Origin of the sequence: Allocatelliglobosispora scoriae, assembly GCF_014204945.1 — a bacterium.
Lineage (GTDB): Bacteria > Actinomycetota > Actinomycetes > Mycobacteriales > Micromonosporaceae > Allocatelliglobosispora > Allocatelliglobosispora scoriae.
Map to the genome: position 1 here is coordinate 825,719 of NZ_JACHMN010000003.1, position 25,830 is coordinate 851,548.

The window sequence follows — 25,830 nt, forward strand, 5'->3', positions numbered from 1 at the left end:
GTCCTACAGCGACGGGTGGACGGGGTTCGGTGGCGTTATCTATGGCGTAGTCGGTCCGGGGTGACGATACTCAGCAGCCATGGAGATAGGTCGCGCGGAGCTCGGCCGGGACCTGGTGCACGCGCTGCGCACCGGGCCGTTCTCCGCCGCGCTCCACCTCGCCATCGAGGACCGGGGCCTCCGGCTGGAGGAGATCCAGGCACGGCTCGCCGCGGCGGGCGTCAACGTCAGCGTCACCACCCTGAGCTACTGGCGGCGCGGGCGCAGCCGTCCCGAACGACCCGATTCGCTCAAGGCGGTGCACCTGCTGGAGGAGATCCTCGCGCTGCCCGCCGAGTCGCTCCTCGCCCAGCTCGGACCGCGTCGCCCGCGGGGGCGCTGGCTCGACCAGCCGCCGCCCGGCACCATCGACATCGACCGGCTCTTCAACGACAGCGGCAGCGTCGCCAAGATGGTCGGCGAGCTCGACCGCTGGATGTACCACGAGCTGACCCGCCTCAGCCTGCACGACATCTACCTCGTCGGCGGTTCGCGGCAGGAGATCAGCCTCACCTGCCGCCAGGTGCTGCGGGCCAACACCGACCGGGTGTCGCGGACCGTCGCCATCTTCAGCACCGACGACCTCGACGCCTTCACCCAGATCAACGCCCTGCGCAACTGCCGGCTCGGCCGGGTCCGCACCGACCCCAGCTCCGGCCTGATCGCCGCGGAGATCATCTTTGACCGGATGCTCGCGCAGGGCGACACGGTCGTCCTGGAGTACGAGTTCCTCAGCGCCTCGCTCACCGCGACGGACCGCTATTACCGGGGCTTCTCCACGCCGGTGAGCGAGTTCGTGCTGGAGGTGCAGTTCGACCGTGACGCGGTGCCCGCCCGCTGCTACCGATATGAGCGGCGCGGCATCAACGCGCCGGACCAGGGATTGCGTGAGGTGTGGATCGGTTCCATGCACGGTGCCCACCTCATCGCCTCGGACGTGCCGCCCGGGATCGTCGGCATGCGCTGGGAATGGGAGTGAGCGGTCCACCCGTGACCGCCCACTCCCTTCCCCCTGGGGAGGTCAGCTCGCGTTGACCGTCACATCGTCGATGACGAAGCTCGTCTGCAGGTTGGAGTCCTCGACGCCGTTGAACTTCAGCGTCACGGCCTGCCCGGCGTACGCGCCGAGGTTGATGGTCTTCTGCGCGTAACCGCTGTTCTTGTCCAGGTTGGAGTAGGTCGCGATCGACGTGCCGTTGGCCGTCACGGTCAGCTTGTCGTAGATCACGCTCTCCGTCTCGGCGGTCGTGATCCGGATCCAGAAGCTCAGCGAGGTGTTGCTGCAACCGGACGGGATCGTGACCGACTGGGTGATGTTGTCGACCTGCACCCGGCCGCCGCCGTTGAGCCAGGCGTTACGCGAGCCGGTGCGGGCCGGGTACTGCGACCACTGGCCGATGACGTTGGCGGTCGCCGTCCACGGCGAGGTGCCGCTCTCGAAGCCCGAGTTGCCGATGAGCTGCGCCGCGGTGCAGCCGCCACCGGTCGAGACGGTCCAGGTGAACTGCGCCGAGCCGGTCTTGCTCGCCGAGTCGGTCACGGTGACCGTCACATTGTAGGTGCCGGCGGTGCTCGCGGTGCCGGTGACCTTGCCGGTCGAGGAACCGATCGACAGGCCCGTGGGCAGGCCCGAGGCGCTCCAGGTGTACGGCGAGGTGCCGCCCGACGCCTGCAGCTGCAGGTTGGCCGTGCCGCCGACCGCGGTGCTCTGGTTGCCGGGGTTCGTGACGGCCGGGTTGCCCGGGGTGCCGCCACCGATGAAACCGGTGTAGAGCAGCACGTTCGGGGACCCGCTGCCCGGGCTCGTGATCTTGCCCGTGGTGCCGTTGGTGACCAGCGCGTCGCGTACCTGCGCGGGGGTGGCATTGGGGTTGGCCCCGAGGTAGAGCGCAGCCGCACCGGCGACGTGCGGCGACGCCATCGACGTGCCGGTCATCGTGGCGCTGCCGGTGTTGCTGGAGTAGGACGCCGAGACGATGCTCGTGCCCGGCGCGAAGATGTCGAGGCAGGAGCCGTAGTTGCTGCTGCTGTTCTTCGCGTCGGAGCTGTTGGAGTTGCCGACGGTGATCGCCGCCGAGACGCCCTGCGGGCTGTAGTAGCACGCGTCGTCGCCCGAGTTGCCCGCCGCCTGGACGAACTGCACGCCCGAGGAGATGAGGTTCGACACGGCGCTGTCCATCGCCTGGCTGCTGCAGCGGCTCGTGCAGCCGATGCTGTAGTTGGCGACGGCCGGCTTCTGCGCGTTGCTGCGGACCCAGTTGATGCCCGCGATCAGGTCGTCGTTGGTGCCGCTGCCCTGGCAGTCCAGGACGCGGACCGAGACGACGCTCGCCTTCTTGGCGATGCCGTAGCTGGTGCCGACGGCGGTGCCCGCGGTGTGCGTGCCGTGACCGTGGCAGTCGGCGGGGTTGCTGTCGCCGTCGACGATGTCCGTGCCCTGCTTGACGCGGCCGCTGAAGTCGACGTGGCTCGCGTTGAGACCGGTGTCGAGAACGTAGACCGTCACACCCTGACCGGGGTTGGTCGGATAGGTGAAGGCCTGGTTCAGCGGCAGGTTGCGCTGGTCGACGCGGTCGTCGCCCCAGTTCGGCGGGTTGTTCTGGGTGTCCTGCACGCTGATCCGCTGCACCTGCTCCACATAGGAGACGGCCGGATCGGCGGCGAGCAGCTTCGCCTGCGCCGCCGAGGTGCTCAGCGAGAAGCCGCGCAGGCCGCTGCTGAAGACGTGCCGGGTCTGGCCGCCGAACTTGCCGGAGAGCTGCTGCGCCTTCGCGCTGATGGCGGTCCCGGTGAAGCCTGCCGTCTCCTTGAGCACCACGATGTAGCGGCCCGGGACGGCGTTGGGGCTGTCGGTGTAGAGGATCGCTCCCTCGGGTGCGGCCTGTGCCGCCGCGCCGAGGCCCCATGTTCCGGCCAGCGCGATGAACACTGCGGCGCTGGCTGCCGAAAGTCGTTGTAGCACGATGATCTCCTCCCAGATGCCGGGTCCGTGGCCGGGCCCCTATGGCGCCGACCCCGGAGGGCTGCGCCGAACCTAGGAGGAGATGGAGTGCGGGCGACAGAGTCGTAAACAGAGGTCGAACATTCGTAACATCAAAACTGTTTATTGGCTTCGGCCAGCGCGCCGAGGTTCTCGGTGCCGCCACCGGCGGGGATCCGCTTCGCCGGTGACTGTCCGTTAGACGACCTGCGTAACCGCTTGCGGGGCAACGAACGTACCCTCGTAGCCCGGGGGTACGCGTGTCGTTGCGAGGGACCAGTCTGTGCTGTGCCCCGATGGAGGAGGGGCCGGAGCGCATGGCCATGGACAGCGCCGCCGACGGCGATGACGAGCCGAGCGACGAGCTGGAGATCATTCCCGCACCGGCGGCACTTGCCCCAGCCCTTCCCGCCGGGCGGCACCGCCTCACCCCGCCGTCCCAGGAGCTCGCGCTCGTGGAGAGCTGGACCGGCGAGATCATCGAGCTGGAAGACCCGCCGAGCAAGGCGAACACCAGGGTCATCATCGGCGCGACCGTCGCGGTCACCGTGGTCCTCGCCGCCGGGCTCACCATCCGGGCCGGTGGCGGTCCGAGCTGGTCACAGCCCGCATCGAGCCCGTCGCCGACGCCGGTGCAGTGGCAGCCCGGCCCGGTGATCGAGGCAGCCGCCGCGGCGTCCCCGGTCCGGTCCGGCCCGCCCAGCCCGACGGTTCGCGTGTCCAGCCCGACCGCCACGCCGACCGCCACGCCGCAGACTCTCGGCGGCTCGCCCGCGGTGCCCAGCGCCAGCGCGAGCCCGAGCCCCGGTCCCAGCCCGAGTCCGGTGTGGACGGCGAGCACCTTCACGCCGACGCTCGTGCTCGACGAGGGCGACTCGGTGAGCAGCAACCGGACCCGGCTGCTGCTGCAGAACAACGGCGACCTGGTCGTCGTCGACGAGAACGGCACGATCCGGTGGCGCTCCGGGACGGACGGGCGGGGCGAGCGCGCGGTCTTCCAGGGCGACGGGCACCTCGTCGTCTATGACCGGCGAGACCGGGCGGTGTGGGCATCGGGGACGGCCGGGCACAGCGGTGCGGTGCTCGTCCTCGCCGCCGACGGCGACGTGCGGATCGTCGACGGCGGCACGGTGCTCTGGTCCGCCGGCACCGCCCACTGACGTGCTCGCGTGCTCGCGTGCTCGCGTGCTCGCGTGAGAGATCACGTCTGCTTCGGTGAAGCAGACGTGATCAAGGACCAAGATTGCGTCGAATTCCCGGAACCAGACGTGATCACCGAGCCGCCGCCCCCTGCCATCGGCGCACCAAGATCGCCGCAACTCTTCAAGAGTTGGTCCTAAAACGGGCCGCCGCCGCCGCTGTCAGCGCAGCGTGGCCTGGGCGATCGCGCCGATCTCCGGACCCGCCGCGGCCACCAGCGACCCGTCCGGTGCCCAGATCGCCGAGCCACCGGCGGCGGAGTCGAACCCGCCACCGGTGCCGCCCGCGAAGCTCGCCACCACCACCCAGACCCGGTGATCCGCGACGATCCGCCGAGCCCGCTCGGGCTGGATCTCGGCATCGGCCGCCTGCTCCAGCACCCCCGCGACATAGGCGTCGATCCCCAGCGCGGCAGTCGCGGCAGCGTGCTGCGCGACGCCGGTGTCCTTGCAGATCGCCAGCCCCAGCCGCCAGCCGTCGACATCGAGCACGGCCGGCTCGTGACCCGGGACGAACCGGACCTCCTCGGCCGATCCGAGCCACAGCTTCCGATAGGCGACCGTGGCACCCGCACCCGAGACGGCGAGCATCCCGATGTGCGGTCCGTCGACCGGCGCACCGGCGAGGGCCAGCGTTCCGGTCTCGGCACACGCCTCGACGAGCGGCGTGAGCCGTGGATCGTCGGGCCGGATCGTCGGGGCGTCCAGTTCGTAACCGGTCAGCGACAGCTCCGGGAAGACCACGACCCGGGCGCCCGCCGACCGGACCACCTCGGCGTGGATCAGCGCGTTGGCGGCGATGTCGAAGGCGACGCAGCGGGGCTGCGCCGCAGCGATGGTGAGGGGTGCACGCATCTCAGGCCGCCACGAGCAGGTTCCGCGCCGCGACTGCCTTCAACGACAGGGTTCGGTAGCCGACCTCCTCGAAGAGGACGGTGATGCGGTCGTTCTCCTCGCGCATGACGATGCCCGGACCCCACTCGGCGTGGCGTACCCGGGACTGCACGGCGAAACCCGTGTCGATCCCGGCCCGTGCGGTGGCGGTGCCGTCCTCGCAGGAGTCGCACGATCCGCACAGCCCCGGCAGCTCCTCGCCGAAGTAGCCGAGCAGGAAGTGCCGCCGGCAGTCCTCGGTCTCGGCGTAGCCGCGCATCATCTCCACCCGGGTCAGCTCGATCGTCCGCATCTTCTCCGCCTCCGCGGCCGCCGCGGCGACCGCCTCGGCCGGGTCGGTGGACTCGTCGGTCCAGCTCAAGCCGTCGGCGCCGCTGGTGATCGCACCGGCCTGCTGGAGCAGGTTGGCCGAGCGGGTGACCCGGGCCCGGGTCACGTCGAGCGCCTCGGCGATGTCGTCGATGCGGATCGGGCCGCTCGCGTCGCGGATCGCCCCGGCGACGCCGGTGAGCAGCTCGGAGTCGACGGTGCCGGAGGAGAAGAAGCGCGGCAGCCGCAGGTCCTCGGGGCGGAAGTAGAGCACCGCGGTGGCGGGTTCGCCGTCGCGGCCGGCGCGGCCGATCTGCTGGTAGTACGAGTCCAACGACTCGGCGGGGGCCGCGTGCACCACGAAGTGGACGTCGGGCTTGTCGATGCCCATGCCGAAGGCGGAGGTCGCCACGACGATGACTCGATCGGAGGCGAGGAACGCGTCGTGCACCGCCGCCCGCTCGGCCGGTGCCAGTCCGGCGTGGTACGCGTACGCCTCCTCGCCGACCTGGCGGAGGGCTTCGGCGTACTCATCCGTCTCTGCCCTGGTCTGGACGTAGAGTAGGCCGGGCGGATCCAGCGCGACGATCCGCTCGATGATCTCGCGGCGCTTCTCGCGGGCGGTGACCTCGCGCGACACCTCGAGCCGGATGTTGGGCCGGTCGAAGCCCTTCACGACCTGCACCGGGTCGCGCATCCCCAGCCGCTCGACGATGTCGGCCCGCACCGGCGGCGACGCGGTGGCGGTCAGCGCCAGCACCGCCGGGTGGCCGAGGCGCTCGATCACCTCGCCGAGGCGCAGGTAGTCCGGCCGGAAGTCGTGGCCCCAGGACGAGACGCAGTGGGCCTCGTCGACGACGAAGAGCGACGGCTTCGCCTCGGCGAGCTCGGCGATCACCTCGTCCTTCGCGAGCTGCTCCGGTGCGAGGAAGATGAACTCGGCATCGCCGGACTGCAGGGCCTCGAAGGCCTCGCTGTTGGCCCGGGCCGACCGCGACGAGTTGACGACGTGCGCGCCCGCGGCACCCCGCTCGATCAGGCCCTTGACCTGGTCGCGCTGGAGCGCGATCAGCGGCGAGACGACGATCGTCGTGCCGTTGAGCAGCACGGCGGGGACCTGGTAGATCGCCGACTTGCCCGAGCCGGTCGGCGAGACGACGAGGGTGTCCCGCCCGGCCATCACGTGCGCCATCGACTCGGCCTGCGCCGGTCGCAGCGTCTCCCAGCCGAAGAGCCTTGCCGCGGCTTCCCGCAACCGTTCGAGATCGCCGGTGGTCGCGGCGCCGGTTTTGTTCGCACTCATCGCGATATTCTTTCACGCGAGGTCCGCGCGGCTCGGCGTCACCGGCGCGGTCGATGCCATCCGCCTCATGACCAGCGGGAGTACGCCAAAGATCCGCTCTGACGTAGGGTTCCGGGATGCACGTGCAGGTATGCGTCGCCGCCGCCGGACTCTGGACCTCGCCCCAGGCCGCCCGCCAACTCGACGAACTCGTCCTCGGCCACCCCGCCGACCTGTCGGCGTGGGCCGCCGCGCAGGGACCGGCCGAGCGGCGCCAGCTGTGGGGCCGCCTCGACACCCAGGTCCTGCTCGGCGAGACCGTCATCGTCGACCAGATCGACGATGGCTGGGCCCGGGTCATCGTCCCCGACCAGCCGTCCCGCCGCGATCATCGCGGCTACCCCGGTTACCTGCCGCTGGCCCAGCTCGCCGAGGCGGCCACGCCGACGGGGGAGCGGGTCGTGGTGACGGTTCCGGTCACCGAGGTGCTCGCCGGTCCCGGCGGTGCCGTGCTGATCCCCGACGTGAGCTACGCGACGGTGCTGCCGTCGTTCCTCCGGGAGGCCGGCGGTGTCTGGGTGGCCCTGCCCGGCGGCGGTCGGGGCTGGCTCCCCGATGCGGCGGTCGCGCCGTATGCCGAGGGCGGCCCCCTGCCGACGGCGAAGGAGCTGCTCGGCGAGGGGCGGCAGTTCCTCGGGCTGATGTATCTCGCGGGCGGCCTGGCGAGCGGTTCCGGGCTGGACTGCAGCGGGCTGATCCACGCGCTCTACCGCCGGTTCGGGCTGGTCGTGCCGCGTGACGCCGCCGACATGGCGGGGGTGGGCGACGAGGTGCCGCTGGAGAAGCTGGCGCCCGGCGACCTGATGTTCTTCCGCAAGCCGGACACCGGGTTCGTCTATCACGTCGGGATCTGCGCCGAGGTGATCGACGGATGGCCGTCGATGCTGCAGGCGTCCCAGACCGACTGGGACACGATCGACACCCCGATCACCGAGCTTCGGCACGGCCACCTCCACAGCGCCCGCCGCCTGCGCAGCTGAGCGCCGAAGATCGCCGCAACTCTTGAAGAGTTGTTGCTTCAGGCCGCCAGGCCTTAACAACAACTCTTCAAGAGTTGCGGCGATCTTCACCCTTGCTCAGATCGTGATCGGGTGGAGCCAGCCGGCCGGGTCGGCGGTGCGGCCGTGCTGGACATCGAGGAGCGCCGCCCGCAGCCGCCGTGTCACCGCTCCCATCGTGCCGGTGCCGATCATGAAGTCGCCGTCCCGGTCGCGTACCCGGCCGACGGGGGTGACCACCGCTGCGGTGCCGCAGGCGAAGGTCTCGGTGATCGCGCCGGAGAGGCACTGGTCCCGCCACTCGTCGACGGTGATCCGCTCCTCGCTCACCGCGTAGCCCTCCCGGGCGGCGATCGTGAGCAGGCTGTTGCGGGTCATGCCGGGCAGCAGCGTTCCGGTCAGCTCCGGGGTGACGAGGCGGGCGTCGGCGCCGCTGCCGCGGACGAAGAAGAGGTTCATCCCGCCCATCTCCTCGATGAACCGGTGCTCGGCGGCGTCGAGCCAGACGACCTGCTGGCAGCCCGCCTCCTGGGCCTGGCGCTGGGCGAGCAGCGACGGACCGTAGTTGGCTGCGCACTTGACGTTGCCGGTGCCGCCGGGGACGGCCCGGGTGAAGTCGCGGCTGACCAGGACGGAGACGGGGTCGACCTGATCGCCGAAGAACCCGCCCGCGAGGAACGCCATCATCAGGAACGTGTACTCGTTGGAGGCGCGGAGCATGAGCTGCGCCTCGCTGGCGTAGAGCAGCGGCCGGAGATAGAGGGTGTGCTGCGGGTTGTCGAGCAGCCAGTCCGCGTCGGCCCGGACGACCTCCTCGACCGCCGAGAGGAACATCGACGCGGGCACCTCGGGCATGGCGAGCCGGGCCGCCGAGCGGGCGAAGCGAGCCGCGTTGTCGCGGGGCCGAAACGCCGCGATCGAGCCGTCTGCCTGCACGAACGCCTTAAGCCCTTCGAAGACGACCTGCGCGTAGTGCAGCCCGATCATGCCGGGGTGCATCGAGAGGTTGACGAGCGGGCCGAGCTGCGGCACGGTCCAGCCGTCCGCGCGCGTCCAGTGCGCGGTCACCATGTGGTCGGTGAAGGCGTCGCCGTGCCCGGGGTTCGCCATGACCTTGCTGGGGCGGGTGTCGACAAGGGTGGTCATCAGATCCTCCTGTTAGGACGAGTGTGGTCAGCCGAGCGGGGCGAAGTAGTAGGTGTCGCGACGGGAGAAGAGCCCGTCGGCGCCGACCTCGAAGAAGTCGGCGAAGCGCAGCGTCATCGACGTGCCGCCGTGCAGGGTGCCCGCGAACTCGCCGTGCACCGCGACGTGGGTGCCGGTGTCGAGCACCGCCGTGAAGGCGTGGGCGCCGCCGGAGAACTTTCGCCCGCCCCGATAGAAGGCGGCCATCTCGGCGTGGCCGACCATCGCCGGGTATCCGGGCCGGCGATAGACGGCGTCGGGCTGGAAGAGGGCGACGAGCCCCTCCACGTCGTTGTTGTCGACGCACTCGTAGTAGCGGCGGACCATCGCCTCGCCGTGAGTCATCGTCTTGGTGGCGATGTTGCCTGGTGCGATCATCGGGTTCCTCCACTGTGTGCGAATTCGGGGGTGCGCAGCCGTTCGGCGAGCACCGGCGCGATCCGGGCGAGCGGCCCGGCCTGCACCATCTCGCCGTGGCGGCAGGCGATCTCGTGCACCTCGACGAGGCCGCCGACGTGCTGCCGCCAGATCCCGGGGTCGGGCTTGTCGCCCAGGTCGCCGGTGGCGGCGAAGAAGAGCAGGTCGCCGTCGACGGTGCCGGTGTCGAAGGCGCTCATGGCGTTGCCGTTGCCCGCGAAGACCGCGGGCAGCGCGGCGATCCCGGCGGCACCGAGCACCGCGAAGGGACTCTGCGGCGCCGACGCGATCCGGGTGAACTCGGCGAGCTCCACCGGCCCGCTGTCGATGCCGACCGAGGCGAGCAGCGCGCCGAGCGACGCCGGGTCGTCGGCGGCGAGCGGCGCGACCGACGGGTCGGTCACGGCCGGGTAGCCGTCGAGGATCGCGAGCAGCTCCACCCGCTCGTCCTCGGCCTGCAGGGCCGCCGCCAGCGCGTGCGCGACGACACCCCCGAAGGACCAACCCATCAGCCGGTACGGGCCCGAGGGCTGGACGGATCGAATCTCGGCGAGGTAGTGCCGGACCAGCTCCGCCATCCCCGCCGCAGGCTCGCCCGGGTGGGTGAACCCGCGTGCCTGGAGCCCGTAGACGGGCTGGTCCGGACCGAGGTGGCGCAGGAGTCCTGAGTAGACCCAGGCGATCCCCGAGGCCGGGTGCACGCAGAACAGCGGTGCCCGGGTGCCCGTCGTACGCAGTGGCAGCAGCACCGCCAGCGCGTCGTCGTCGACGATCCCCGCGTCGAGCTGCTCGGCGAGGGCGGCGGGGGTGGGTGCGGTGAAGATCGTCCGGATGCTGAGCGAGGAGCCGGTCGCCAGCCGGATCCGGCTGATCATGCGGGTGGCGAGCAGCGAGTGGCCGCCGAGATCGAAGAAGTTGTCGTCGATCGAGACCCGGTCCAGCCCCAGCGTCTCCGCGAAGATCTCGGTGAGCAGCTGCTCGCGCGGGTTGCGCGGCGCCCGGCCGGCCCCACCCGCGGTCCAGACCGGCTCGGGCAGCGACGTGCGGTCGAGCTTGCCGTTGAGGGTGAGCGGCAGCTCGTCGACGATGACGAACGCGGCCGGGATCAGGTAGTCCGGCAGCACGGTCGCGGCGTGCCGTCGCAGCTCGTGGGCATCGACTCCGTCGGCGGCGACGTACGCGGCGAGCCGTTTCGCCTCGCCGAGCGCGATCACCACCACGACGGTCTGGCGTACCCGGGGATGGGTGGAGACCGCCGCCTCGATCTCGCCGAGCTCGATCCGGATGCCCCGGATCTTGACCTGGTGGTCGGTCCGCCCGACGAAGGCGAGCTGCCCGTCGGCGAGCCACCGGACGATGTCGCCGGTGCGGTACATCCGGTCGCCGGGCGGTCCGAACGGGTTGGCGACGAAGCGCCCGGCGGTGAGCTCGGCCCGGTTGAGGTAACCGGCGGCGGTGCCGGATCCGGCGAGGTAGAGCTCGCCCTCCACCCCCACCGGCACCGGCCGCAGCCCCGCGTCGAGCACGAGCGCCGACGAGTTGCCGACGGGCCGCCCGATCGGGGGCAGCCCCGCCCCGCCGACCGCGACCTCGGCGCCGGAGGCGACGACGGTGAACTCGGTCGGACCGTAGAGGTTCATGAGCCGGAAGGGCAGCTCCCGGTCCGGGGTGCGCCGCAGCACGTCACCGGCGGTGAAGAGCCAGCGCAGCGAGGTCCGCAGCAGCCGGTCGTCGTCGAGGAGCAGCTCCAGCCGGGGCGTCGGCAGGAAGCAGGCGGTGAGCCGGGAGCAGGCGATCCAGTCCAGCAGCGCATCCGCGTCGTCGAGGATCTGCTGGCCCGGCAGGTGCACCGAGGCACCGGCGCAGAGATAAGGCCACAGCTCCCAGACCGTGGCGTCGAAGCCCTGCGACGCGACCTGGCTGGTGCGGTCGTCCGGGGTGATGCCGTAGCGCCGGGCGTGGTCGAGGCACATGTCGGTGAGGCTGCGGTGGCGGACCACGACCCCCTTGGGCGTCCCGGTCGAGCCGGAGGTGTGGATGACGTAGGCGACGCCGTCCGGGGACGCCACCGACGGCAGGAGGCGGATCGGCGCGGTGCCGAGCTCGTCGAGGCAGACGATCCAGGCGTCGGTCGGCGGCAGCAGCCCGGCGAGTGCCGAGGTGGTGACGATGACCGGCATCGCGGTGTCCGCCATCAGGAACTCCAGCCGCCCGGCCGGATAGGTCGGGTCCAGCGGCACATACGCCGCACCGGCCTGGAGGATGCCGAGCATCCCCGCGACCATCCCGGCGCCGCGCTCCAGACAGAGGCCGACCAGCGTCGACGGGCGTACGCCGAGGCTCGTCAGCTTCTGCGCCAGGCGCTGCGCCCGCTCCTCCAACTCCCAGTAGGTGAGCGTGCCGTCGGCGCCCGCCACCGCGAGCGCCTCCGGTCGGGTGGCCGCATGCTCGGCGATGAGGTCGCAGACGGTCCGCTCGGCGTCGAACGGGATCCGCTCACCCTGCCACTCGTGCAGCACCCGGCTGAGCTCGTCGTCCGCGAGCAGCTCGATCTCGCCGAGCCGGGTCTGCGGCGCCGTGGCGACGACCGAGAGCAGCCGGATCAGCCGCTCGGCGAGCACCTCCACGGTGGAGCGGTCGAAGAGGTCGGTGGCGAACTCGAACGAGGCGTGGATCCCGGCCGGAGCACCGTCCGCACCCGTCGCCTCGGACAGGACCATGGTGAGGTCGAATTTCGCCCCGCCGTGGCCGATCGGCTCGAAGTCGACATCGAGCCCCGGCAGGGCGAAAGTGCCGCCGCTGCCGAGGTTCTGCAGCACCAGCATCACCTGGAAGAGCGGGTGCCGCGCCAGCGACCGCATCGGCCGCAGCTCCTCGACGAGCTGGTCGAAGGGGAGGTCCTGGTGCGACAGCGCGGCGAGGTCGGTCTCCCGGACCCGGGCCAGCAGCTCGGTGAAGGCCGGGTCGCCGGAGGTGTCGGTCCGCAGCACCAGCGTGTTGACGAAGAAGCCGACGAGGTCGTCGAGCTCCGCGTCGGTGCGCCCGGCGACGACCGAGCCGATCGGGATGTCGGTGCCCGCGCCGAGCCGGGTGAGCAGCGTGGCGACGGCCGCCTGGAGCAGCATGTAGAGCGTCACCTGCTGCCCGCGGGCCAGCTCGCCGAGCCTGGCGTGCAGCTCGGCCGGGATGGCCGCCTCGACCGTGTCGCCCGCGTGCGTGGGCAGCGGTGGCCGGGGCCGGTCCGTGGGCAGGTTGAGCTGGTCGGGCAGCCCGTCGAGCTGGCCGCGCCAATAGTCGAGCTGCTCGGTGAAGACCGACTCCGGGTCCTCGGGGCTACCCATCATCTCGTGCTGCCAGAGGGTGTAGTCGGCGTACCGCACCGGCAGCGGGGTGAAGGACGGTGCCCGGCCGGCGAGGCGGGCCTCGTAGGCGGTGCCGAGGTCGCCCAGCAGCGGCCCCATCGACCAGCCGTCGGCCGAGATGTGGTGCATCGTCAGCACGAGCACGTGGTCGTCGGGGGCGAGGGTCAGCACGTCCGCCCGCAGCGGCCGGTCGGTGGCGAGGTCGAAGACCCATCCCGAGGCGCGGGTGATCGCCGCTGCGAGACCGTCCTCGGTGCAGGCCGACTCGGTCCAGACCGGTGCCGCTTCGGCGGCGTCGAGCACCACCTGCACCGGGGCGCCGTCGACCTCGGGGAAGACGGTCCGCAGCGCCTCCTGCCGGGTGACGACATCGTGCAGGGCCGCCCGCAGCGCCGGACCGTTCCAGGTGCCGCGCAGCCGCAGCGCCGTCGCCATGCCGTATGCCGCGTTCGGCTCGACCTGGTGCAGGAACCACAGCCGCCGCTGGGCGTGCGACAGCGGCAGCAGCTCCGGGGTGTCCTGCCGGACCAGGCGGGGCCGCACCCGGCGGCCGGTCCGGTCGAGCCGGCCGACGAGCCCGGCCGGGGTGGGCGTCCGGAAGATGTCCCGCACGTCGAGTTCGGCGTGCAGCGATTCGCGTACGCGATTGATGAGCCGCACCGCGAGCAGCGAGTGGCCGCCGAGGGCGAAGAAGTTGTCGTCGGCGCCGACCCGGTCGATCCCGAGCAGGTCCCGGAAGAGTCCACAGAGGATCTCCTCCTGCGGCGTGCGAGCCGCCCGCCCGACGGTCGCGACGGGAGCGGGCAGTGCCCTCGTGTCGACCTTGCCCGACGGCGAGAGCGGCACCGCGTCGATCGGCACGTAGACCTGCGGTACGAGGTGGTCGGGGAGCCGGGCTGCCAGATATTCGCGCAGCTCCGCCTCGTCCACCGGCCCGCCGACCGGGTAGGCGACGAGCCGCCGGTCACCGGGCACGTCCTCGCGGACGATGACGACGGCACCGGCGAGTCCGGGGTGCCCGGCGAGCGTCGCCTCGATCTCGCCCGGCTCGATCCGGACCCCGTGCAGCTTCACCTGGTGATCGGTGCGGCCCAGGTAGACGAGGTTGCCGTCGGGACGCCGCCGGACCAGGTCGCCGGTGCGGTAGAGGCGCCCGCCGCTGGAGTAGGGGTCGGCGACGAACCGCGCGGCGGTGAGGCCGGGGCGCCGGTGGTATCCCCGGGCGAGCTGGACCCCGCCGAGGTAGAGCTCGCCGGCCTGGCCCACCGGCACCGGGTGCAGTCGGCCGTCGAGGACGTAGGCACGGACGTTGGGGTGCGGTGCGCCGATCGGGATCGGGCCGCCGCCGTCGTCACAGCGGAACTGCGTGACATCGATCGCCGCCTCGGTCGGCCCGTAGGCGTTGAAGAGCTGCGCGTGCCCGAGGGCGGCGGTGAACCGGGCGAGCAGGTCGGTGGTGAGCTGCTCGCCGCCGACGATCACCTGGCGCAGCGACGTGCAGGACGCCGCCGCGGGTTCGCGGAGGAACGCGTCGAGGATCGCCGGGACGAAGGTGGCGATCGTGACCTGCTCGGCCCGGATCAGCTCGGCGATGTAGGCGGGTTCGCGCTGCCCACCGGGGCGGGCCAGGACCAGGGCGGCACCGGCGGTGAGTGCGGTGAAGATCTCCAGCACCGACACGTCGAAGCCTGCCGCGGTCTTGTGCAGCATCCGGTCGGCGGCGGTGACGGCGTTCTCGGCCCGCCGCCAGGCCAGGTCGTTGCCGATGGCGCGGTGCGGGACGAGCGCGCCCTTGGGCAGCCCGGTCGACCCGGAGGTGTAGATCAGGTAGGCGCCGTCGTCGGGCCCGGCCGGTCGGACCGGTGCCGTCGCGCCACCCGGTGCGTCGATGAGCAGCACCGACCGCCGCCCGGCCGCACTCGGAGCGAGGCCGGACGAAGGGCAGGCATCGTCGAGCGGAACCGGTCGTGTCAGGGTGAGATCGCTCGCTGCGGCGTCGTCGGCGAGCAGCGCCGACCGCCCGCCGCCGAAACTCGGGGCGAGAGCGGTCGTCGTGAGCACGCAGGACGGGTCGGCGTCGTCGAGCATGAACGCCAGCCGCTCCGCCGGGTAGTCCGGGTCCAGCGGCAGCCAGGCGGCACCGGCGTAGAGCACCGCGACGATCCCGACGATGAAGTCGACCCCGCGCGGGATCGCGACCGCCACGATCGTCTCCGGCCCGGCGCCCGCAGCGGCGAGGCGCCCGGCCCACTCGCGGGCCGAGGCGTCGAGCTCGCCGTAGCTGACCCGGCGACCCGCCTCGATCAGCGCGATCGCGTCGGGCTGCTCGGCTGCCCGGGCCGCGACCAGCTCGGCGAGGGTGGCGGCGGGCACGTCGGCCCCGGTGTCGGTGAGCTCGACCAGCAGGTGCCGCCGTTCGGCGGGGGAGAGCAGGTCGGCGTCGCCGACAGGCCGGTCCACATCGCCGAGGACCGCCGCCGCGAAGAGTTCGAACCGCTCCGCGAGCGCCGCCACGGTGTCGTGGTCGAACATGTCGGTCGCGAACTCCCAGTAGGCGTCGAGCCCCGCCGGCGCTCCGGCCTCGTCGCGCCGGTCCAGGAAGCCGACGCTCAGGTCGAACTTCGCCGTGCCGGTCTCGACCGCCTGCAGCTCGGCTCCCTCGCCGAGCTCGGCGCTGAGCGCCTCGTTGCCGTGCAGCATGACCATCGTCTGGATGAGCGGGTGGCGGCCGAGCACGCGGGCCGGGTTGAGCTCCTCGACGATGCGCTCGAAGGGCACGTCCTGGTGGGAGAAGGCGTCGATGGTGCCGGTCCGGACCCGCCGCAGCAGCTCCCGCAGCGAGGGCGCGCCACCGAGGTCGGTCCGCAGCACCAGGGTGTTGACGAAGAAGCCGACGAGGTCGTCCATGGCCGGGTCGCTGCGCCCCGCGACGGGGGTGCCCAGGACGATGTCCTCGCCGCCGCCGACCCGGCTGAGCAGCGCCGCCGTGAGTGCCTGGAGGGTCATGAAGAGGGTGACCTGCTCGGTGCGGCTCACCTCCAGCAGCCGTGCGTGCAGCGCCGGGGAGAGGCGCCGCACGACGCTGCCGCCGAGGCCGTCGCGGTCCAGCGGGCGCGGGCGGTCGGCCGGCAGCTCGATCTCCTCGGGCAGCCCGGCGAGCGTCTCCCGCCAGAAGGCGAGCTGGTCGGAGGCGTCCGTGGAACCGTCGAGGAGGTCGCGCTGCCAGAGCGTGTAGTCGGCGTACTGGACGGGGAGCGGCTGCCACTGCGGCTCGCCGCCCGCGGCCCGGGCGGCGTAGGCGTCGGTGAGGTCGCGGATCAGCGGCGCCATCGACCAGCCGTCGGCCGCGATGTGGTGCAGCACCAGGCAGAGCCGGTGCTCCTGCGGCGTGACGGTGACGAGGCGGGCGCGGATCGGCAGCTCGGTGGCGAGGTCGAAGACGTGGCCGGCCGACTCCCGGACCACTGCGTCCAGTGTGGACTCATCGGCCCGGCCGCAGGTCATCGTCGGGCGGGCGTCGGGCAGGACGACCTGCACCGGCTCGCCGTCGAGCTCCGGATAGACGGTGCGCAGCACCTCGTGGCGGGCGGCGAGGTCGCCGAGGGCGTCGTGCAGCGCGACGACATCGACGTCGCCCCGCAACCGCAGCGTGAACGCCACGTTGTAGGCGTTGCTCGGCTCGACCCGGTGCAGGAACCACAACCGGCGCTGGGCGAACGACAGCGGCAACGGGTCCGGGCGGGTGGCGGTGGCGAGCAGCGGCTTTCGGCGTACCCCCTGGGTGGTTTCGAGGTGTGCGGCGAGCGCGCCCGGCGTGGGGTGCGTGAAGAGCGCCTTGACGCTCAGCTCGCGGTCGAAGCGCTCGCGGGCGCGGCCGATGAGCCGCGCCGCGAGCAGCGAGTGGCCGCCGAGGGCGAAGAAGTCGTCGTCGATGCCGACGCCGGCGACGCCGAGGATGTCGCGGTAGAGGTCGCAGAGGATCTCCTCGCGCGGTGTGCGCGGCGCCCGCCCGGCCGCGGTGAGCGTCGGCGGGGGCAGCGCGCGGCGGTCCAGCTTGCCGTTGGCGGTGCGCGGCAGCGCTTCCAGCGCCACGAACGCGGCGGGCACCAGGTAGTCGGGGAGCGCGGCCGCGACGTGCCGCCGCAGCTCGGCAGTGTCAATATCAAGATCACCAGTGGGTACGGCGTAAGCCACCAACCTCCGGTCCCCGGGCCTGTCCTCGCGCACGACGACCGCGACCTGCCCGACACCGGGGTGCCGTCCGATGACGGTCTCCACCTCGCCCGGCTCGATCCGGAATCCGCGGATCTTGACCTGGTCGTCGACCCGCCCGCAGAACTCCAGCACCCCGTCGGGACGCCATTTGACGAGGTCGCCGGTGCGGTACATCCGCCCTGGCGTGAAGGGGTTCGCCACGAAGCGCGCGGCGGTGAGCCCGGTCTGGCCCAGGTATCCGTCGGCGAGGCCGAGCCCGGCCATGTAGAGCTCGCCGACGACGCCGATCGGGGCGAGGCCGAGGTGCTCGTCGAGGACGTAGACCTGCTTGCCGTGCAGGGGGCCGCCGACCGGGATCGATCGGCCCGCGCAGTCCTCGGCGGTCACGGCGCGGAAGACCGTGAAGATCATGCTCTCGACGGGGGAGTAGCCGTTGACGAGCCGCAGCGACGGGTTGAGCTCCAGCAGCCGGCCGAGGTGGGCGACGCTCGCGGCCTCGCCGCCGGTCATCACCTGGCGGACCGTGTCGAAGACGGCCGGGTGCTCGTCGATCAGGTAGTTGAGCAGGCTCGCCGACGCGTGCAGCGTCGTCACACCGTGCTCCTCGACGAGGCCGGCGATGACCGCGGGCTCCGGACTCTGACCGGGCTGCAGGATGCAGGTGCCGCCGAAGAGCAGCGCGGTGAAGAGCTCCAGCGCGAAGGCGTCCCACGAGACCGGGGAGCACTGCAGGACGACCTCTAGCGGTCCGAAGTGGACGAACTCCTGCCCGGCGAAGGTCGCGACCAGCGACCGGTGCGAGGCGACGACGCCCTTGGGCCGGCCCGTGGAGCCGGAGGTGAACATGACGCAGACCGCGTCGGCGGGGGTGACGTCCACCGCGGGTGCGGTCTCCGGCCTGCCGTCGGCGCCCGCGATGTCGAGCCACGCCCAGGCCTCGTGCGCTTGATAGGCATCCATCTCGGACCGCCGGCTGAGTACGGACATGCCGCCCTCGGCCACGATCGAGGTGAGCCGCTCGACGGGGTGGTTCGTGTCGAGCAGGGAGTAGGCGGCGCCCGTCTTGATCACGCCGAGCACCGCGACGATCAGCTCCGCGCCGCGATCGAGGTAGACGCCGACGATCTGCCCGCGCCGGACCCCGCTGTCGAGCAGGTGGTGCGCGAGCCGGTTGGCCCGCGCGTCCAGCTCGGCATAGCTGACCCGCAGCTCCCCATCGATGAGCGCCACCGCTTCCGGTGTGGCGGCAGCCTGCCGGGCGACCACCTCGTGTACGACGCCCCACGATCCCGCCTCCCCAGCCCGCCGCAACTCTTCAAGAGTTGGTGCTAAAACGGCCCCGGTCCCGAAGGCGTCGGCGGCCCCGGCAGCGGTGGCCGCTCCTGGCTGTCCGGCCGTTGACCAAGATCGCCGCAACTCTTCAAGAGTTGTGCCGATCATGGCCTCTGCCTGCGGTGATGGGATCGGGTGGGTGCCGCTCCAGGTCTCCAGGAGCAGCTCGCGCTCGGCGGCCGGGAGCAGGTCGACGGTGCTGAGGCGCTGATCGGGGGCCGTGACCAGCGCGGTCAGCATCACCTCGAAGAAGGCGAGCAGCCGCTCGATCGTGGTCCGGTCGAAGAGGTCGGTGGCGTACTCGAAGGAGACGACCATGCCGTCCGGGGCGCCGTCGGCCGTGCGGATCTCGGAGACCGCGACGGTCAGGTCGAACTTCGCCGAGGTCGCGGGCACCGGCACGATCTCCAGCTGGACGCCGGAACCGTCCTCCGCCGCCTCGTCGGCACTCTGCGCGGCCTGGCTCTGCAGGGCGTACATGACCTGGAAGATCGGGTGTCGGGACAGCGACCGGGGCGGGTTGAGCGCCTCGACGATCCGCTCGAACGGCAGATCCTGATGCGCGAAGGCGGCGAGGTCGGTATCCCGGATCCGGTCGATCAGCTCCGCGAAGGTCGGGTCGCCCGACGTGTCCGTCCGCAGCACGACGGTGTTGATGAAGAAGCCGACGAGCTCCTCCAGCGCCTCGTCGTTGCGGCCCGCGATCGGGGTGCCGACGGGGATGTCGGTGCCGCCGCCGAGCCGGGTGAGCAGGCCGGTCAGCGCGGCCTGCACCACCATGAAGAGGGTCACCTGCCGCTGCGCCGCGATCGCGACGAGCCCGGCGTGCAGGTCGGCGCCGACGATGACCGAGGCGAGGTCGCCCCGCTCGCTCGGCTCGGCCGGCCGGGACCGGTCCGTCGGCAGCGGCAGCTCCTCGACGACACCGGCGAGGGTCTTGCGCCAGTAGTCGAGCTGCCGGGACACGACGCTGTCCGGGTCGTCCTCGCTGCCCAGCACGTCGCGCTGCCAGAGGGTGTAGTCGGCGTACTGGACGGGGAGCTCCTCCCACTGCGGTGCCGCACCGGCGATCCGGGCGGCGTAGGCGGTGCTCAGGTCGCCGACGAGCGGCCCGAGCGACCAGCCGTCGGCCGCGATGTGGTGCAGCAGCAGGCAGAGCCGGTGCTCTGCCTGCCCGGACACCGTGATCAGGTGCGCCCGGATCGGGATCTCCCGAGCCAGGTCGAAGACGTGCGCGGCGTGCGCGTCGATCGCCGCGTCGAGCTCCGCCCCGGCGACGGCGGCCCGCGTCAGCACGGGCCGCCGGTCGTCGTGGACCAGCTGCTCGGGCTCGCCGTCGACCTCGGGGAAGGTGGTCCGCAGCACCTCGTGCCGCCCCACCACGTCACCGAGCGCCGCTTCGAGCACGTCGGCGTCGACGGCTCCCCGGATCCGCAGGGTGAACCCCACGTTGTACGCCGTACCCGGGTCCACCTGGTGCAGGAACCACAGCCGGCGCTGGGCGAAGGAGAGGGGGATCATCGCGCGGTCTCCGTCCGGACCCGGGCGCGCAGGGCAGGCCGCGCCTTGTCTGCGTTGTCGAGCTGCTCGACCAGGTTGGCCACGGTCCGGGCGCTGAACACCGCCTGGATGGTGAGCTCGACGGCGAACGCCTTGCGTACCTTGCTGATCAGCCTCGTCACGAGCAGCGAGTGCCCGCCGAGGGTGAAGAAGTCGTCGTCGATGCCGACGTTGGGCACGCCGAGGATCTCGGTGTAGAGGTCGCAGAGGGTCTGCTCCCGCTCGTTGCGCGGCCGCCGGCTCGTCGCCGAGGCGGTGACGGTCGGCGCGGGCAGGGCCTTGCGGTCGAGCTTGCCGTTGGCGGTCCGCGGCAGCGCGTCGAGGACGACGAGGGCCGACGGCACCATGTAGTCCGGGAGCAGCTGGGACGCGTACTGGCGGATGGTTTCGGTCGCCACGGCCGCGCCGGTGGCGGGCACGAGGTAGCCGACGAGGCGCTTGTCGCCGGGCCGGTCCTCGCGCACGATCACCGCGACCTGGCCGACGGTCTCGTGGCGGCCGATGACGGTCTCCACCTCGCCCGGCTCGACCCGGAAGCCCCGGATCTTGACCTGGTCGTCCACCCGCCCGCAGAACTCCAGCACCCCGTCCGGTCGCCACTTCACCAGGTCGCCGGTGCGGTACATCCGGTCGCTGGTCTCACCGAACGGGTTCGCGACGAACCGCGACGAGGTGAGGCCGCTCTGGCCGAGGTAGCCGTTGGCGAGGCCGACCCCGGCCATGTAGAGCTCGCCGACGATGCCGATCGGCACCACGTCGAGGTGCTCGTCGAGGACGTAGACCTGCTTGCCGTGCAGGGGCCCGCCGACCGGGATCGACCGGCCCGCGCAGTCGTCCTTCGTCACCGGGTGGTAGACGGTGAAGATCATGCACTCGACGGGGGAGTAGCCGTTGACGAGCCGGATCGCCGGGTTCGCCCCGAGCAGCTTGGTGAGGTGGGCGACGCTCGCCGCCTCGCCGCCGGTCATCACCTGGCGTACGCCGCCGAAGGCACCCGGGTACTCGTCGACGAGGAAGTTGAGCAGGCTCGCCGAGACGTGGATCGTCGTGACCGCGTGCTTCCTGATCAGGTCGACGATCACGGCGGGCTCGGGGCTCTGGCCGGGCTGCAGGACGCAGGTCCCGCCGAAGAAGAGCGCGGTGAACAGCTCCAGTGCGAAGGCGTCCCACGAGACCGGGGAGCACTGCAGCACGACCTCATCCGGTCCGAAGTGGACATACTCCTGGCCGACGAAGGTCGCCACGAGCGATCGGTGCGACGCGACCACGCCCTTGGGCCGCCCGGTGGAGCCGGAGGTGAACATGACGCAGACCGCGTCGGCCGGGGTCACCGCCACGTCGGGGGCGATCGGGGACTGCTGCGCGACACCGGGATCGGTGACGTCGATCCAGTTCCAGCGGTCGGTCGCCTTTCCCGCCTCGATCTCCGCCGGACGGCTCAGCACCGTCGTGGCGCCGACGCTCGAAAGCACCGTCGCGAGCCGCTCGACGGGGTATTTCGTGTCGAGCAGCGTGTAGGCGGCGCCCGCCTTCAGCGCGGCGAGGACCGTGACGACGAGCTCGACGCCCCGGTCGAGGTAGACCCCGACCAGCTCCCCGCGCGTCACCCCCTCGGCGACGAGCTGGTGCGCGAGCCGGTTGGCGCGGGCATCCAGCTCGGCATAGGTGACCTGCGCGGTCCCGTCGATCAGCGCCACCGCACCCGGTGTCGTGGCGGCCTGCCGGGCGAAGACCTCGTGCGCGGTCGCCTCGGCGGTGACGGGTGCGGTGGCGCCGCTCCACTCGCCGACGAGCAGCTCGCGCTCGGCGGGCGGCAGCAGGTCCACCTCGCTGAGGCGGCCGGCGGGGTCGGCGACCATCGCCTTGACCAGCAGCTCCGTGCACCGGGCGACAAGCTCGACCGTCCTGCGCTCGTAGAGGTCGGTGGCGAACTCGAAGGAGCCGGTGATCCCGGCGAGCTCGCCCTGCGGGTTGCGGATCTCGGAGAAGGCGACGGTGAGGTCGAACTTCGCCGTCCGCGTGTCGGCGAGCCGGCTCGTCACCGAAAGGTCCGGCAGTGACAGCGACGCCTCGTCGTTGTTCTGCAGGACCAGCATCACCTGGAAGAGGGGGTGGCGGGCGAGCGAGCGCATCGGGTTGAGCGCCTCGACGATCCGCTCGAAGGGCAGGTCCTGGTGGGCATAGGCGGCGAGGTCGGTCTCGCGTACCCGGCCGAGCAGGTCGCGGAAGGTCGGGTCGCCGGAGGTGCTGGTCCGCAGCACCAGGGTGTTGACGAAGAAGCCGACCAGGTCCTCCAGCGCGTCGTCGACGCGACCGGCGACCGGGGAGCCGAAGACGATGTCCTGCCCGGCGCCGAGGCGGCTCAGGACCCCCGACAGAGCGGCCTGCAGGATCATGAAGAGGGTGACCTGCTCGCGCCGGGCCAGGTCGTGCAGGGCGGCGTGGGTGGCGACGTCGAACTGCAGCCCGACCACCTCGCCCCGGTAACTCGGGGTCGCCGGTCGCGGCCGGTCCGGTGCGAGCGTGACCTCCTCGGGCAGCGCGTCGAGCGCCTTGGTCCAGTAGTCGAGCTGGCGCGACGCCATGCTCTCCGGCTCGGACGCGTCGCCGAGCAGCTCGCGCTGCCACATGGTGTAGTCGGCGTACTGGACGGCGAGCGGCTCCCACTGCGGCGCCACACCACCGGACCGCGCCGTGTACGCCGTCGCGATGTCGCGCAGCAGCGGGCTCATCGACCAGCCGTCGCTGACGATGTGGTGCATCACGACGAGCAGCACGTGCTCCTCGGGGGCGCTGCGCAGCAGGGTGACCCGGATCGGCAGCTCCTCGGTGAGGTCGAAGACGTACCGCGAGGCGTCCAGCACCATGGTGTCGACCTCGTCGGCCGGGCAGTCCACCTCGATCCAGACGGGTCGGCCGCCATCGATGATCTTCTGGTACGGCTCGTCGTCGCGCTCGGGGAAGACCGTGCGCAGGGCCTCGTGCCGCTCGACCACGTCGTCGATGGCGGCTCGCAGGGCGGCGGTGTCGATACGGCCACGCAGGTTGACAGCGACCGGCACGTTGTAGGCCGGGCTGTGCTCGAGGCGGCTCAGGAACCAGAGCCGCTGCTGCGCGAAGGACAAGGGGATCATGGAAACTCCTTGAGTCCGAAGGGTTGGACGCAGCACCGGTCGGGCATCCCGGCTGGCCACGAGGTGGGTGGCGAGGACGGCGACGGTGGGGGCGGCGAACAGGTCACGGAGGGTCAGTTCCGTGCCGAAGGCGGCGCGGACGCGGTTGATGAGGCGGGCGGCGAGCAGGGAGTGCCCGCCGCAGTGGAAGAAGTGGTCGTCGATGCCGACCTCGGCGAGGCCCAGGACCTCGGCGAAGATGGTGCAGAGCAGGCCCTCGGGCTCGGTGCGGGGTGCTCGTCGCTCGCCGGTTCCGGTGAACTCCGGCGCGGGCAGCGCGGCCCGGTCGACCTTGCCGTTGGCGGTCAGCGGCAGCGCGTCGAGCAGCACGAACGCCGAGGGGACGAGGTGGTCGGGGAGCCTGGTCTCCACATAGGAGCGCAGGTCCGCCGCGGTGAGGTGGGGGCTCACGGCGTACCCGATGAGGCGCTTGTCGCCCGGGCGGTCCTCCCGCGCGATCACCTTGACCGCGACGACGCCGGGGTGCGACGCGATCACCGCTTCGATCTCGCCGGGCTCGACCCGGAATCCGCGGATCTTGACCTGGTCGTCGGCGCGGCCGAGGAACTCCAGCACGCCGTCGGCGCGCCGGGAGGCGAGGTCACCGGTGCGGTACATCCGGGTGCCGTCGGCGGCGGCGACGAACCGGGTCGCGGTGAGTCCGGCCTGGCCGAGGTAACCGCGCGCCAGGCCGTCGCCGGTGATGTAGAGCTCGCCCGGCTGCCCCGGCCCGACCGGCCGCAGCTCGTCGTCGAGCAGGTGCACGCCGGTGTCGTTGAGCGGCAGGCCGATCGGCAGGGTCACCGCGTCGAGATCGGCCATCGTGACCTGGTGGCAGCTCGCCACGACCATGCTCTCGACCGGGCCGTAACCGTTGACGATCCGCAGGTGAGGGTGCTCGCGCCGGATGCGGTGCAGCTGTGCCAGGACCGGCACGTCGCCGCCGGTGATCACCTGGCGGAGCAGCCCGAAGATCTCCGGGTGCAGGTCCGCCAGCAGCGCGAACATGCCCGCCGAGAGGAAGAGGCTGGTCACGCCGTGGTCCTTGACCAGCTCCGCGATGAGTGCTGCGTCGGGGCTCTGCCCGGGCTGCAGCACGCAGGCCGCGCCGTGCAGCAGCGCCGGATAGAGCTCCAGCGCGCACGCGTCCCAGGAGATCGGCGCCGCCTGCAGAAACACCAGGTCCGGCCCGAACTCCAGGAAGTCCTGGCCGAGGAAGGTCCGCAGGATCGAGCGATGATCCCCGATGGAGCCCTTCGGCCGCCCGGTCGACCCCGACGTGAACATCACGCACGCCGCGTCGGCGGGGTCGACCGGCACGTCCGGCGCCGTCGTCGGCTCTCCTGCAAGATCAAAAACATCCACCAGGGGGTACGCCTGGACGTGCGCGCTCAGCTCGCCGGTCGTCAGCACCACCCGCGGCTTCGCCTCGTCGAGCAGCCCCGTGATCCGGCTGACCGGGTAGGCGAGGTCGGCCGGCACATACGCCGCACCGGCCTTCATCGTGGCCAGCATGCCGATCACCAGCTCCGGCCCGCGCGGGACATAGAGCGCCACGAGATCACCCCGCCGCACCCCCTCTGCGATGAGCAGGTTCGCGAGCTGGTTGGCCTTGGCGTCCAGCTCGCCGTAGGTGAGGCGTCGCTCGCCGGCGATCAGCGCTGTCGCGCCCGGCTTCCGTGCCGCCTGACGTGCGAACTCGGCGTGCACTGTGCTCTCGGACGGATTTGTCGCGGTCATTGTCATCACCCCGATCCACCATTCGTCAGGTCGGTCAGCAGATCAGGCAGCCTGTGCGGCGGCGATCAGGCTGGCGGGACGGAGGTCGGTCCAGTGCGCCTCGACGTACTCCAGGCACGCGGCCCGGGTGTCGGTCTCGTGGACGACGGTCCAGCCGGCCGGTACGGCGATGCCGACGGGCCAGAGCGAGTGCTGGTTCTCGGCGTTGACGAGAACGGTGAAGAGCCCGTCCTCGTTGTCGAAGGGATTAGCCACGGTGACCATCTCCAATGCCTCAGCGTTTCGTGATTACGCGAAGGCTATGGCCGCTGAAGTGCGCAAACCGGCGCTAGCACCGGCACTTGACCGGCAGCTTCACCGCGCCCCCCGGTCACGTTTTGCAGCAAAGCGTGGCCATTTCGCGCGTCCAGGCCACGCTTCGCTGCAAAGCGTGCCCGTCGGGCCCCGCGCGCTCGGCGCGGCTGGACCGGATAGCGTCGCGCCGCAAGATCGCCGCAACTCTTCAAGAGTTGGTGTTATCGGGGCGGACTGGAGCGCGTGATCGCGTTGTTTCCCGGAACGTGGGCCCTCACACGCAGGAGGAGGGGCCTAAAACGGGGAAACAACGCGATCATGGAGGGCGTTCGTGCTCGTCCGGCCCCGCTCCGGGCCGCAGGGCCCGCTATCGACCCGCCAGATCTGGTGCGGGCGGGCGGATGTGGCGCGGGGCGGATCTCGCGCGGGCGGATTCGGCCGGGCGGAGCAAGATCGCCGCAACTCTTGAAGAGTTGGTGCTATCGCCGCGCGAGATGCCATCTCTTCACGGTCACCCCAGGCCTTGAGGCCGGGCCCCTCGGTGAGCACTCCCGCTCTCGTCACGCTTTGCAGCAAGGCGTGGCTTCATCGCGCGAAATGGCCACGCTTTGCTGCAAAGCGTGGCAGTCGGCACGAGCTCGTCCCGCGGTGCAGCCTGACCCGCGCGATAACACCAACTCTTCAAGAGTTGCGACGATCTTGGGGCGCGCCGGGCACCCGGGCGAGGCGCGCCGGGCGAGGCGCGCTGGGGTGGGCGGAACGCAAGATCGCGTTGTTTCCCTGTTTCTGGC

11 protein-coding genes are annotated in these 25,830 nt (G+C 71.6%); 3 read left to right on the forward strand and 8 right to left on the reverse strand.

What is annotated here, in order from left to right:
* The first annotated feature begins 79 nt into the window (after positions 1–79).
* On the forward strand, positions 80–1,018 hold the full coding sequence (locus F4553_RS30250; protein ID WP_184842778.1) for a hypothetical protein: 939 nt from the start codon (positions 80–82) through the stop codon (positions 1,016–1,018).
* Positions 1,019–1,060: 42 nt separating this feature from the next.
* Here the strand turns inward: F4553_RS30250 and F4553_RS30255 are convergent, their stop codons facing one another.
* Positions 1,061–3,001, reverse strand: a complete 1,941-nt coding sequence (locus F4553_RS30255) for a S8 family serine peptidase (protein WP_221470539.1) — start codon at positions 2,999–3,001, stop codon at positions 1,061–1,063.
* A 335-nt stretch (positions 3,002–3,336) separates the two neighbouring features.
* Between F4553_RS30255 and F4553_RS30260 the strand changes: the two genes are divergently transcribed.
* Positions 3,337–4,179, forward strand: a complete 843-nt coding sequence (locus F4553_RS30260) for a hypothetical protein (RefSeq protein ID WP_184842780.1) — start codon at positions 3,337–3,339, stop codon at positions 4,177–4,179.
* Between the two features lie 201 nt (positions 4,180–4,380).
* Here the strand turns inward: F4553_RS30260 and F4553_RS30265 are convergent, their stop codons facing one another.
* On the reverse strand, positions 4,381–5,073 hold the full coding sequence (locus F4553_RS30265) for a carbon-nitrogen hydrolase family protein (protein ID WP_184842783.1): 693 nt from the start codon (positions 5,071–5,073) through the stop codon (positions 4,381–4,383).
* 1 nt (position 5,074) lies between these two features.
* Positions 5,075–6,724, reverse strand: coding sequence for a RecQ family ATP-dependent DNA helicase (locus F4553_RS30270; RefSeq protein ID WP_184842786.1), 1,650 nt, complete (start codon positions 6,722–6,724; stop codon positions 5,075–5,077).
* 116 nt (positions 6,725–6,840) lie between these two features.
* On the opposite strand from F4553_RS30270, the gene F4553_RS30275 reads away from it, so the two are divergent.
* Entirely contained in the window at positions 6,841–7,743 is a 903-nt protein-coding gene (locus tag F4553_RS30275) for a C40 family peptidase (RefSeq protein WP_184842789.1), read from the forward strand.
* 96 nt (positions 7,744–7,839) lie between these two features.
* On the opposite strand, the gene F4553_RS30280 is transcribed toward F4553_RS30275, so the two are convergent.
* Genes F4553_RS30280 through F4553_RS30300 form a run of 5 tightly spaced genes read right to left on the reverse strand, consistent with a single transcriptional unit; the run spans position 7,840 to position 25,000 of the window.
* Positions 7,840–8,907, reverse strand: a complete 1,068-nt coding sequence (locus F4553_RS30280; RefSeq protein ID WP_184842792.1) for a branched-chain amino acid aminotransferase — start codon at positions 8,905–8,907, stop codon at positions 7,840–7,842.
* Positions 8,908–8,934: 27 nt separating this feature from the next.
* Positions 8,935–9,324 (reverse strand): nuclear transport factor 2 family protein, encoded by a 390-nt coding sequence (locus F4553_RS30285; RefSeq protein WP_246467524.1) that lies wholly within the window; start codon positions 9,322–9,324, stop codon positions 8,935–8,937.
* The gene (locus tag F4553_RS30290) at positions 9,321–19,793 is read right to left on the reverse strand and encodes a non-ribosomal peptide synthetase (protein ID WP_184842795.1); all 10,473 of its coding nucleotides are present in this window, start codon (positions 19,791–19,793) and stop codon (positions 9,321–9,323) included. The genes F4553_RS30285 and F4553_RS30290 overlap by 4 nt, the downstream gene beginning before the upstream one ends.
* Positions 19,790–24,745: a non-ribosomal peptide synthetase gene (locus F4553_RS30295; protein ID WP_184842798.1), complete on the reverse strand. Its 4,956-nt coding sequence runs from the start codon at positions 24,743–24,745 to the stop codon at positions 19,790–19,792. Before F4553_RS30295 ends, F4553_RS30290 begins: the two co-directional genes overlap by 4 nt.
* 42 nt (positions 24,746–24,787) lie before the next feature.
* Positions 24,788–25,000, reverse strand: a complete 213-nt coding sequence (locus tag F4553_RS30300; protein ID WP_312875446.1) for an MbtH family protein — start codon at positions 24,998–25,000, stop codon at positions 24,788–24,790.
* Between the last annotated feature and the right edge of the window lie 830 nt (positions 25,001–25,830).

What these genes read in the sequence shown, in the direction of transcription:
- F4553_RS30250 (WP_184842778.1), top strand. Translation starts at nt 80, where the DNA reads ATGGAGATAGGTCGCGCGGAGCTCGGCCGGGACCTGGTGCACGCGCTG.
- F4553_RS30260 (WP_184842780.1), top strand. Translation starts at nt 3,337, where the DNA reads ATGGCCATGGACAGCGCCGCCGACGGCGATGACGAGCCGAGCGACGAG.
- F4553_RS30265 (WP_184842783.1), bottom strand. Translation starts at nt 5,073, where the DNA reads ATGCGTGCACCCCTCACCATCGCTGCGGCGCAGCCCCGCTGCGTCGCC.
- F4553_RS30270 (WP_184842786.1), bottom strand. Translation starts at nt 6,724, where the DNA reads ATGAGTGCGAACAAAACCGGCGCCGCGACCACCGGCGATCTCGAACGG.
- F4553_RS30275 (WP_184842789.1), top strand. Translation starts at nt 6,841, where the DNA reads ATGCACGTGCAGGTATGCGTCGCCGCCGCCGGACTCTGGACCTCGCCC.
- F4553_RS30280 (WP_184842792.1), bottom strand. Translation starts at nt 8,907, where the DNA reads ATGACCACCCTTGTCGACACCCGCCCCAGCAAGGTCATGGCGAACCCC.
- F4553_RS30285 (WP_246467524.1), bottom strand. Translation starts at nt 9,324, where the DNA reads ATGATCGCACCAGGCAACATCGCCACCAAGACGATGACTCACGGCGAG.
- F4553_RS30290 (WP_184842795.1), bottom strand. Translation starts at nt 19,793, where the DNA reads ATGATCCCCCTCTCCTTCGCCCAGCGCCGGCTGTGGTTCCTGCACCAG.
- F4553_RS30295 (WP_184842798.1), bottom strand. Translation starts at nt 24,745, where the DNA reads ATGACCGCGACAAATCCGTCCGAGAGCACAGTGCACGCCGAGTTCGCA.